At 39.4% G+C, this 10,869-nt stretch carries 6 protein-coding genes; 4 read left to right on the top strand and 2 right to left on the bottom strand.

What is annotated here, in order from left to right; all coding sequences use genetic code 11:
* Positions 1-1,179 precede the first annotated feature (1,179 nt).
* Complete coding sequence (locus ASJ81_RS13535; RefSeq protein ID WP_095644867.1) at positions 1,180-2,481, top strand: phenylacetate--CoA ligase family protein; 1,302 nt, start codon at positions 1,180-1,182, stop codon at positions 2,479-2,481.
* Between the two features lie 418 nt (positions 2,482-2,899).
* On the opposite strand, the gene ASJ81_RS13530 is transcribed toward ASJ81_RS13535, so the two are convergent.
* The gene (locus tag ASJ81_RS13530) at positions 2,900-4,249 is read right to left on the bottom strand and encodes a hypothetical protein (protein WP_245860146.1); all 1,350 of its coding nucleotides are present in this window, start codon (positions 4,247-4,249) and stop codon (positions 2,900-2,902) included.
* 572 nt (positions 4,250-4,821) lie between these two features.
* On the opposite strand from ASJ81_RS13530, the gene ASJ81_RS13525 reads away from it, so the two are divergent.
* From ASJ81_RS13525 to ASJ81_RS13515, 3 genes are all read left to right on the top strand, one after another.
* Positions 4,822-7,377 carry a tetratricopeptide repeat protein gene (locus ASJ81_RS13525; RefSeq protein WP_095644865.1) on the top strand — a complete coding sequence of 852 codons (2,556 nt, stop codon included), beginning with the start codon at positions 4,822-4,824 and terminating at the stop codon, positions 7,375-7,377.
* A gap of 210 nt (positions 7,378-7,587) precedes the next feature.
* Positions 7,588-8,436 carry a methanogenesis marker 8 protein gene (locus ASJ81_RS13520; protein WP_095644864.1) on the top strand — a complete coding sequence of 283 codons (849 nt, stop codon included), beginning with the start codon at positions 7,588-7,590 and terminating at the stop codon, positions 8,434-8,436.
* Positions 8,437-9,014: 578 nt separating this feature from the next.
* Positions 9,015-9,869, top strand: a complete 855-nt coding sequence (locus ASJ81_RS13515; RefSeq protein WP_095644863.1) for an NmrA family NAD(P)-binding protein — start codon at positions 9,015-9,017, stop codon at positions 9,867-9,869.
* A 6-nt stretch (positions 9,870-9,875) separates the two neighbouring features.
* On the opposite strand, the gene ASJ81_RS13510 is transcribed toward ASJ81_RS13515, so the two are convergent.
* The gene (locus tag ASJ81_RS13510; RefSeq protein ID WP_095644862.1) at positions 9,876-10,865 is read right to left on the bottom strand and encodes an NADH:flavin oxidoreductase; all 990 of its coding nucleotides are present in this window, start codon (positions 10,863-10,865) and stop codon (positions 9,876-9,878) included.
* Positions 10,866-10,869: the final 4 nt, after the last annotated feature.

The raw sequence follows: 10,869 nt of genomic DNA, 5'->3' as shown, positions 1-10,869 counted from the left end.
GGAAATGCTAACATTCAGGTGTTTTAAAACATCAATCGGATAAAAATGGATTATCAAAACATTCACATTCAAAACAAAATGTTAATCTGTTTTTTGTTAAAGTTTCACATGTTTTTATTTTGCATATGACTCGAGTAACAGGTTTGTTAACATCAATTCTACAACCTGGGCATTTATTTTTCTTCCTTAAGTAAGCCATGCAAATGCAACAATTTATTCCACAGGGAGCAGTGAATAGAGTTTCATTCAATAATATCATACTCCTTATATACTGCATATAGATCAAACTGTACAGAAAGACAATATAGATCAAACTGTACTAAAAGACAATATAGATCAAACTGTACTAAAAGACAAGCTTCAATCATCCTTGGCAGACATAACGAAAGGAGTAAAACGGAGTTAAACTTCAGTCATTTTTTATATGCTATCTGAAATGTTCTGATGTACCAAATATACTTGAGGCTCTGCCAAAATTGATAAAAATGCTCTAAAATCTAAAAAATCTGTCAAAATCACGTATTTTGGCATAAAATTACTTTTTAAGCCTCTAAAATAATACTTCAAAATGCCTTTGAATACGAGTTAAGTTCAAAAATTGATATAATATTACATTTACTTTCAAAATTAAAATTTATTGTAATTTATTTCCATAACTTGCATAAAAACATAAATATTTATTATGTTTTGAAAGCTCAAATAAAGTTTATTTCATAATTAATAAGCTATTTATTACTCCAATTCCAACTTTAGATAAAAACAAAGAATTAAATGGATTTTAAGTAATTATTATATAAATTTTTAAAGAAATAAGCTATGCTATTAAATATTAGCGGAAATAAAGGGATTATGTGAAAAATGGCAAAACCTCACTTCTAAAAATATCCACATTCAGAGGATACCGAAAATTCTTTAAGTTTTGAGTCATTTCTAAGTCAGTCACATTCATTATTTCCCCTTTACAAACAAATATTAGGGCTTCTCGAATCTCCGAACTCAAATACCTTCCCTCAACAATATTTATATGCGTAAAAGTTTACAGTACACCTGATTTTTCCGAATGTTTTATATTACTCATTAGATTATTTAATATATCATGACATGTAGAAACATGGCATTCATGCATTAAAAAATTACAACCTGAGAACGGTTTCATAAATAAAAAAGAAGGTTCTGTTAATGAAATACTGGCAGCCGAAATACGAAACAATGAATCCCGAAGAACTGAAGAAATTACAGCTAAAACGCCTTCAATACAGCGTAAAACTGGTCTATGACAATGTTCCTTTCTACAGGCAAAACTATAAAGCCGCCGGAGTCACTCCAGAAGACATCAAGACTCTCGAAGATGTCCGTAAATTGCCTTTTACGCGGAAAACCGATCTTCGGGACAACTATCCTTTCGGGCTTTTCGCTGCCAAAAAAGAAGAGATAGTACGTATCCACGCCTCGTCCGGAACCAGCGGAAAGCCCACGGTCGTCGGGTACACGGCAAAAGATATTGAGACCTGGTCAGACCTGATTGCCAGGGATCTTACAATGATTGGGCTTTCAAAAAGCGACACCATTCAGAACTCAATGAATTACGGGCTCTTTACCGGAGGAATAGGTTTTCATTACGGTGTCGAAAGAATGGGTGCAATGGTCGTGCCGGCTGCAACCGGAAATACTGCCCGGCAACTCGAGATGATGATCGACTTCGGCGTAACTGCAATCCACTGTACACCTTCTTATGCATTTTACCTTGCCGAAACGGCCGAAGAACTTGACCTTATAGACAAGCTCTCCTTAAAAGCCGCCGTCTTTGGCGGTGAGCCCTGGTCTGAAAACACTCGGAAGCAGCTTGAAAAGCGTCTCAACCTCAAAGCCTATGACTGTTATGGCCTGTCTGAGATGTTCGGGCCAGGAATCGGTTTCGAATGCCAGGAGCAGGACGGCCTGCACATCTGGAGCGACAACTTCCTTGTCGAAGTCCTTGATGAAAACGGAGAACAGGTCTCAGAAGGTGAAAAAGGTGAACTTGTTCTCACTTCCATCAACAAAGAAGGCTTCTGCAACGTCCGATACCGTACAGGTGACATGACAAAGCTTCTTGAATCAGAATGCGAATGCGGTCGGACAACCACAAGAATTTCCCGCCTCATGGGCAGGGCTGATGATATGATGATAGTAAGAGGAATCAATGTTTTCCCCTCACAGATCCAGGACGTCATTTCCCGCATCCCACAGGTTGGCGAACACTTCCAGCTCATCCTTGACCGGAACAAACACATGCTCGATGAACTCACAATCGAAGTCGAACTTGAAGATAATGCCTTTACAGGCGACCTTAAAGACCTTAAAGCCGTCCAGAACTACGTCCAGCACGAACTTAAAGCCGTCCTGAATATCCGCACAAACGTCGAGCTCCTTGAGAAAGGCAGCATCGAAAGAACCGCAGGAAAGGCAAAGAGAATCATCGACAGACGTCCGCAGCTCTAAACGGAAGTGCAGCCTCAATCAGTGATTTATCAGGGAAACCTATTCCCTGACCTTTTTAACTTTTTAATATCCTCTTTTAACTTTTTAATACCTCTCTTATTCAGTAGTCCTTTCTAGCTTAATCTGACTTTTATTTTCTTTCCGTAAGCAGGTCGATTTACTTTTCAGAGTTGTAAACGTATCTACGCTCAACGCAGGAGAGCAGCCTTTTCATAATATGCGAAAAAACTGGGATTCCTACTTTTATAGACAGAATTTTAAAACAGCCAAAACCTGAAAATTTCCGTTTTAATCTATCTAAATAATAAAAATTATTATGAAATATATTCTGGCTTTTCAAAAAAATAAAGATATGTGTTTGCAGGTAACACATATCAGCTAGAGCTTGAATTGTCCTTAATATCAAGTTCTTTTTACCTTAACTCTTTGGGTCGAACTTCATAGCCCGGTCGTACACGATCTCTGAGTAGGCTGGCCCGGTTTTTGTAGTGTTCTCCAGGTAGGCCCTCCAGCCAATGAAAAGAGGCTGATCCAGTTCTATTCCATAAGTTCCTATACCATAGGGAACCTCATAGCAGTATTGATCACTTTCGCTGCAGTTCCTGGCTAGCTTGTAGACATAAAGGTATTTCGCGTTGGGATTGTTGGGGAGATATTCCTCAGCAGACCCATTGAAATCTGCATCTGTAATTGCTCTAACACCGTTCCACGCATCTGCTCCGTATATTGCGAAGTTCGAGTACGATGCCTTTCCTGTGGCTACATGGTTGACCCCATAGACAATTATTAATTCATTGGGATCGTTGCCCAGAGTAATTGCCGGGTTTCGCAGGAAAGGATAGTACAGAGAGGTGTTAAAGAAAGGAGGTGTCGGCGAGGAGGCAGTCTGGTTTGCTGTCCATAGATAGCAGGCATCGTTGTTGGGCCCTACACCATTGATTCCTCTCTGAATAGCGTCACTTCCTACCGGAACTGCCTGACTGGTCGGAAGCTCTGTGGCACTCGACTTATTATATTTGTTGAGAATCGCAGTCCTTAGCTCTTCGAGATCATCCGTAAGCTCGAACTCTGTTTTTCCAGTTCCGCGAACTCTTAGCTCCGGATAATCATAAGGATCCAGCTCCGTAGTGTTGTTGGGAGTAATCCGGAAAACAGTTGCAGGTGTATTGTTGATGTAATCGTCGCCAGCCTGCGTGTCATTGAATAAGGCTGGGCGGATAAATGCAGCAAACGTATCGGAGTTATTCTCCAGGCCCATGTTTAATATTGTTGATGGAAGCACCTGGGTATTAATTATACTGTCCGAATACCCTGCTGATTCGGCAGCAGCCCGGATGCGTTGATCGATGCCTCTGTCGGCCGTAATAATTATTACCGTGGTTTGGTTGAAAGGATTTCCGGAAGACCTATCTGGAGTGCCTTTGGTTTTAATAACCAGGTTGTTCACCGTATCCGCTACGTTGGAAAAGAGCCATCTCTTCTCGTTCCCAAATGTCCTGTGCATTATGTAGTGATCGTAGCTGAAATACCTGCACTCCGGTGGTGTTCTTCCCACGAAAACAACAGCTTCATCGGGGCGAAGGTTCCAGAACGGAGTTGTATTACCGCTCATCCCGAGTGCACTTGTTAACCTGGAAACACGTTCATCTATTTCATGACCAGTTGCCGCCGGAACGAAATATGCCACATATTTTGTGGTTGGATTGTTTCCGTATGCAGAAGGTAATACTCCTTTCTCTACTAACCCGATTAAATCAAAGTAACCCAATTCACCTTCTTTTACGGTGAACCCATCCTGCTCTAAAGCCTGTCGAAAAGCCTCCGCATCGTATGTTTTCGCATCCTCTGCGAGAGCAATTTCTGTTAACGATATAAATAAAAAGCCAAGTATTATAACCAATATGTAATTTTTCATATATAACCCCCGAGTTAATTTATTATTTTGTATATTAGAGACCTTGTCAGAACATTGACTATATTTAGACAGTCAATCAGTTAACAGTTCGTATCATTCCTTACTCCCATCCTGTTTTGGTTTACTAAATTTGTAAAAATAATATCACAGAAATACCCAAAAAACCTAACAAAACTTCAAAGCACATTTTTCATTTTAGATTCAAGCAGCCGGTTGTAAATACTGCTTTCTAATATCCAGGGTACTCAACGCTCGACGAAGGAGAGCGGCCTTTCTCGCGAAGTCTGCAAAAAAGCTGAAATTTTCGAATATTATCAAACGGAACCCTAATAAAGTCAAAATCTGTGGAATTTTTATTCCAGTCGTTCTAAATAACAAAATTTATTTTACTTGCCTCCAATACCAAAAAAGAATTGGAGGAGTTTATGGATCCAGCCGCTCTCGCCCAGCTCGCCCAGCAGGCAACAAATATTCTCATTCCTGCTTTGTCTGCCCTGTCCATTGCAGGAAAACCCGCAATTGACAAAGGCAAAGAAGTCCTTGTGGATTTGATTTATGAAAAAGCATTTGAAAAACTCGGTTCTGAGAGTGGGAAAAGAGCACAGGCTTTGCTGGAGAAAATAAGCCCTAAAATGGGTGCCTCTCTCGAAAAAGCACTTACAAAAGTTCTCAGAAACTCCCAGGATCCAAAAGCAGAGGAAGAACTTCAGCAGGAAATCCTGAAATTACTGAACAAAGATCCAGACCTTGCCAAGGAAATAAAACTCATTGTGAATGTAAATATTGACATTGATGTTGTCAAACAGCTGATTTTCGGTGATAATAATCTTATTCTTACTCTGGAAGGCGTAAAAGGTGAGGAACTGATAAAAATTAAGGAATACATGGACTGGAAGAGACAGGAAGAAATTCAGCAGGAAGTCCTAAAAAGTTACAGCTCTTCTGTTCTGCCGGATTATTCCGAAAATCTCGTAAAATTTGTTACTGAAAATAGGGCAGAAGAGTTGTCTTCAGCTCTCAAGCACCTTCCGAAAAACAAAATCCTTCTTTTCAGCGGCATTGCAGGCGTTGGAAAAACGACTCTAGCACGTGTTCTTGTTAACTTCAGGCCGACAGGCGTTCCAGAACCATTCTGGCTTAACTTTTATCATAATAGAGATGCAAAGCTTGAAGATGTGCTTGAAGCACTTGCAGCTTATCTGAAAGCCCCCGAAATCCTGAGCTTCAAAGGCAAAAGACCGGCTGGAAATACCGATATAAATAGACTTACTGAAGAACTGAGAAAAAGAGAATCTTTATGGCTGGTTTTTGATGACCTGAGTTACATAATCAATGAGAAACAGAATTTCATAGATTCAGGTCTTGGCCTTTTATTTAGGTCTCTCAGGGATAATACTCATAATGCAACGGTTATTCTAACCAGTCGAGTTATGCCGTTACTTGATAACGGAGAATACCTTATCGATGAGCTTGAGGATGAAAATAAGCAACAAATAAGAGGTCTTAAACAAAACTTTGCTATAAGCTACCTGAAAGAAAATGGCTTTGAAAGCGTTGAATTAAAAATTCTGGAATCCCTTGTAACAAACATAGACGGACATCCATTCTCATTAAAACTTCTTGCCGGACTCGCGAGAAAACATACCGCAGAGAATATATTAAAAGATCTCAGTCTTTTTAGAAAGCACCAGAAAGACCGAATTAAAAGTGCAAGGTTCCTCTTTGACAAATTGGTCGGCGGAGAAAAAGAATTACTTGAGCGCATTGCGGTCTATCGTCAGCCTGAACCTCTGGAAGCAATCAAAATAATGTTTACAGACAGCACTCCCGTTGATTCTGTTGATGCTCTATTAGATAAATCCCTTCTCGAAACTGATCGTAATGGAAACTATTGGCTCCATCCTTTAGTCCAAGAATTTTCTTATGAAGACCTGAAAAACAAAAAAGAAGCTCATGTGCTTGCAGTAAAATATTACCTTTCCCTCCCACTACCGGAAAATCCAACCAAAAAAGAAGAACTTCAGTCGATAATCGAAGCCCATCATCACGCCTGCAAAGCAGAAGAATATGATCTAGCTGCAAAGATTATCCTTCACTCAAATCTACATGTTTATCTTGATATTTGGGGAAACTATACTACACTCATAACATTGTACAGACAATTATTGCCACCAGATCCTCTTAACGATGAAATTCTTTTAAGCAAAGAAATGAAGAGTTTTGTTTTTGGTGACCTTGGACTTACATATCAGCAGCTTGGATACCTGAGAAAAGCAATTGAATATTACGAGCAGGCAATAAGAATCTCCCAAGAAATTGGGGATAAATACAGAGAAGGTAATCAACTTGGAAACATGGGATTAGCATATATTGATCTAGGAGAAACAGGAAAAGCAATTGAATATTATGGACAGGCACTGGAAATCTTCAGGAATGCCGGGGACAGATATGGAGAAGGAAATAGTGTTGGAAATCTGGGGTTAGTATATAGCGATCTGGGCAAACCGAGAAAAGCAATTGAATATTATGAACAAGCGCTTAAAATTTTCAGAGAAATTGGAAACAGACGCGGAGAAGGAAAATGTCTTGTAAATATAGGATCAACATATTTTGATCTAGGTGAACTGAAAAAAGCAATTCAATATTGTAAACAAGCAATAAAAATCTCCCAGGAACTTGGAGACAGACGCGGAGAAGGAAATTGTCTTGTAAATCTAGGGAATGCATATCGTGATCTAGGCGAAACAGGAAAAGCAATTGAATATTATGAACAGGCATTGATAATTTCCCAAGAAATAGGAGATAGGCGAGGGGAGGGAAGACGGCTTGGAAATCTAGGATTAATATATAGTGATATTGGAGAGGCAAGAACAGCAATCAAGCTTTTAAGGGAATCCCTTGCTATTGGAAAGACTATTGAAGACTTAAAGATAATTAACTTTTGTAAACATCTATTGAAGGAACTTGAAGAATCTGATTAATAACTATTTCATTTTTTTCAATGAATTTTGTACTTTTAACTCAAAAGTAAACTCATATCAGTGAAAGTTTCTACATCAAGGCGAAAATAAAAATCAAAAATCCACAAAACCAAAAACTATTATATAGATAGTCACAAACCTTAACTGTTATTTTTACCTAATTTTAGTTTCTTAACAGTCATATTTTTGCTCAGCTTTAAAGGTGGAACTATGCCTCATATAATGGAATTGCTTGGAAAAACAAGAGTCGTCGTAAAAGATGGAAAGGTTATAGAAGTAGGAGAGCCTGAAGTCGAATGGTGCCCTCTCTTTGCCAAAATCCGTGGGATCAAGAAAATCACCCCTGAAGAAGTCAAGAAGAACATGGAATTCAGGATCAGCGACTTCGGAATGTTTACTGACAAACGCAGGCTGGAACTTGAGGACTTTGTGGGTTTCGGAGCATCGGAAGTCATGATGACAGGCCTGAGCAGGGGTTTGCTTGATACAACCGTAACTGCCTGTGAAGGTGCAGGAACTGTAATTTCCAATAACCCTACTCTCGTTCAGGGCATGGGCGGCAGGATGTCAGGCCTGGTCGAAACCGAACCAATCGATGCTATTATAAACGGTATCCAGGAACGTGGCGGAATTGTGCTTGACCCCTCAACTGCAAAAATGGACCCTATTGCAGGAGTTAAAAAGGCAGCAGAACTCGGGTACAAAAAGATTGCAGTAACAGCAGCTTTCGCTGCAACCGCAAAAGAGTTAAGAAAACTTGAAGCCGAGCTTGGGCTTGATTTGATAGTAATTGGCGTACATGTAACAGGTCTAAGCAGGGAAGAAGCAGAGAACCTTGTGGAAAATTCAGACATTGTGACCAGCTGTGCCTCAAAGCCTATCAGAGACATTGTAAAGCCTCTTGCCCAGGTAGGAACTGCAGTTCCGCTTTTTGCCCTTACCCAGAAAGGAAAAGAACTTGTGATCGAAAGGGCAAAGGATATTCAGAGCCCAATTTTGATCAATACCATGGCTCTGCCTGTGCTGCCTGATCACAAACAGCCAAAAGAACTGAAGTAAAACTGGAATTTATGTAAAAAGAATGAAGATAGCATCGAAGACGTTATTACTTTTTATATCATTTTTTAAAATTTTTTCTTTGGTTTTTTATTTTCGTTTTTTGCTTTCTCTTAAAAATGAAACTCAGGTCACCAAAAAAGTCCAGATTATCAGGCATCTGCTATCTGTGGTAACTCATCAGACATCTGCTATCTATGGTAACTCATCAGACATCTGCTATCTACGGTAACAGGATAGTAGAGGAGGAGGGTATGGTTGAACAAACTCATGTATCTACAAGTACGATATTCTTATCAGGAGCTGTTTGAGAGAAGCCTTTCATTAGGAAACCAGAAGTTCCAGGCAATGTGAGGTCCTAAAACGATATTATAGAGCTTATCCCAAAACTCAAAACTACTTCTCTGAATTCGGGATTCCAAATAATCAATCGATTATTTCTTTGAATTACGGATTTCAAATAATCAATCGATTTCCTGATTACGAAAATAATTTTGAGACCTTACTAATTTGAAGATAAAATTGGTTTTGGGATAAGCTCATAAGTAAAAATAATAAATTTGGATCTGAGTTGGTATAAGATGAATATAATATTAGGAGCAACAGGCCAGATAGGTTCGATGCTTGTAGAGAATCTTTTAAAGAAAGGTCAACCGGTAAGAGCTGTTATTCGGGATAGTTCTAAAGTACAGGAGTTAAAAAATAAGGGTGCTGAAGTTGTTATTGCAGACTATTTTGATGCAGAAACCTTAAAAAGAGCCTTTCAGAGAGGAAGTTCAGTTTTCCTGCTAACTCCTGAAAATACGGAATGTAAAAATTGCTTAAAAGAAATCCAGATGATTATAAACAATTATAGAGAGGCTGTTTTTTCATCCGGACTTACTAAAATTGTTGGTTTATCTTCTATGGGGGCACAGCACGAAGCAGGAACCGGGAATCTGATGGCGTCTTACATGCTGGAACACGCCTTTTCCGATCTTGAAATTGAACAGATTTTTGTTCGGCCTGCTTACTATTTCAGTAACTGGCTTGGATATTTAGAATTAGTTAAGGAGAACGGCATACTGCCAACTTTTTTTCCACCTGAAATGGAGTTGCCAATGATAGCTCCACCTGATGTTGCAAAATTCTTAGCTGAGGTAATGACCTGTAAAAACCCACAGGAAAGAATCTACGAAATAATGGGCCCCCATGATTACAGTTCTCTAGATATAGCAAAAATATTTAGAGAAGTATTAAACCGAAACGTAACTTTGCAGCAAATATTACCTGAAGAATGGGAGAGTACGTTAACACAGGCCGGATTTTCAAAAGGCGCAGCAGATAATTTTATTCTGATGACAAAAGCAGTTATTGAAGGAAAAATTAAAAATGATGCACTTAATCCCATTCGTTTTTCTACGGGTTTCAAAACTTATTTGAAAAAATTTGTATGACCTTTTTCATTGAAGGTTATTATTTTTATTTTCTGCCGAACAAAGCGTACTATCAGTAAACCAGAAGCACCTCTCACACCCCAGGCACGTATTTACAGGTTCTCCATTTATCACATGATTGGCAAAATCAGGGTCAGCTAACATACCCCGGCCAACAGCAGCAAAATCCACATAATCATTTTCAATTAAGAACCGCACCTGTTCTTCAGTGCGGATTTCATTGACTGCAATAACTGGAATTTTTACTTCTTTTTTGATCTTACAGCCGCTATAGGTTATAGGACTGCATATGAAACCATCGGGAACCGGGTTTGTTGGAGGCTGCATGCCAAATGAAATATGCAATAAATCAATACCTGCTTTCTCAAAGGTTTTGGCTGCTTCAATGCCGTCCTTGCTTTCGGGCAGATACTCTCCAATGCGTACGCTGACAATAAAATTTTTGTGGGTATTATTTCGAATCTCCGGCAGAATTTGCGTTAAAACTCTTGCCCTGTTTAGGGCGTCGCCTCCGTACTGGTCTGTTCGGCGGTTGTAAGAAGCATCAAGAAATTTGCATAAAGTATATCCGTGGGCAAAATGATACTCAACGCCGTCAAAACCCATTTCACAGGCACGAATGGCTGCCTGCTTCATATTTCTCTGCATCGAGTGAACGTCTTCGGCTGACAACTCGTTAATATCAAAATTACCGCAATGAAGCTGCATCATTACTATTGCACTATACTCATGGCAATTGCTTGAAATTTGCTTTAAAGCTGAGATATCACCTGCTGACCACATACCTGTTGAATCTACAGCCCCAAAAACGCTGGTCGCTTGCACGATAATAAGGCCGGCACCACCTTTTGCACGCTTTGTATAATGCTCAATGTGCTGCTTGCCATAGTAAGATCCATTGTCTCCGTGAAAAGAAAAAGTAACCATAGGAGGCATCACAATTCGATTTTTAATGTGATTTCCACGAATTACTAGTTCGTCTGTTATCTCAGTCATTTAT

Origin of the sequence: Methanosarcina spelaei (assembly GCF_002287235.1) — an archaeon.
Classification (GTDB): Archaea; Halobacteriota; Methanosarcinia; order Methanosarcinales; family Methanosarcinaceae; genus Methanosarcina; species Methanosarcina spelaei.
Note: the sequence above shows the minus strand (reverse complement) of the source record. Positions and strands in the feature narration are given on the sequence as shown.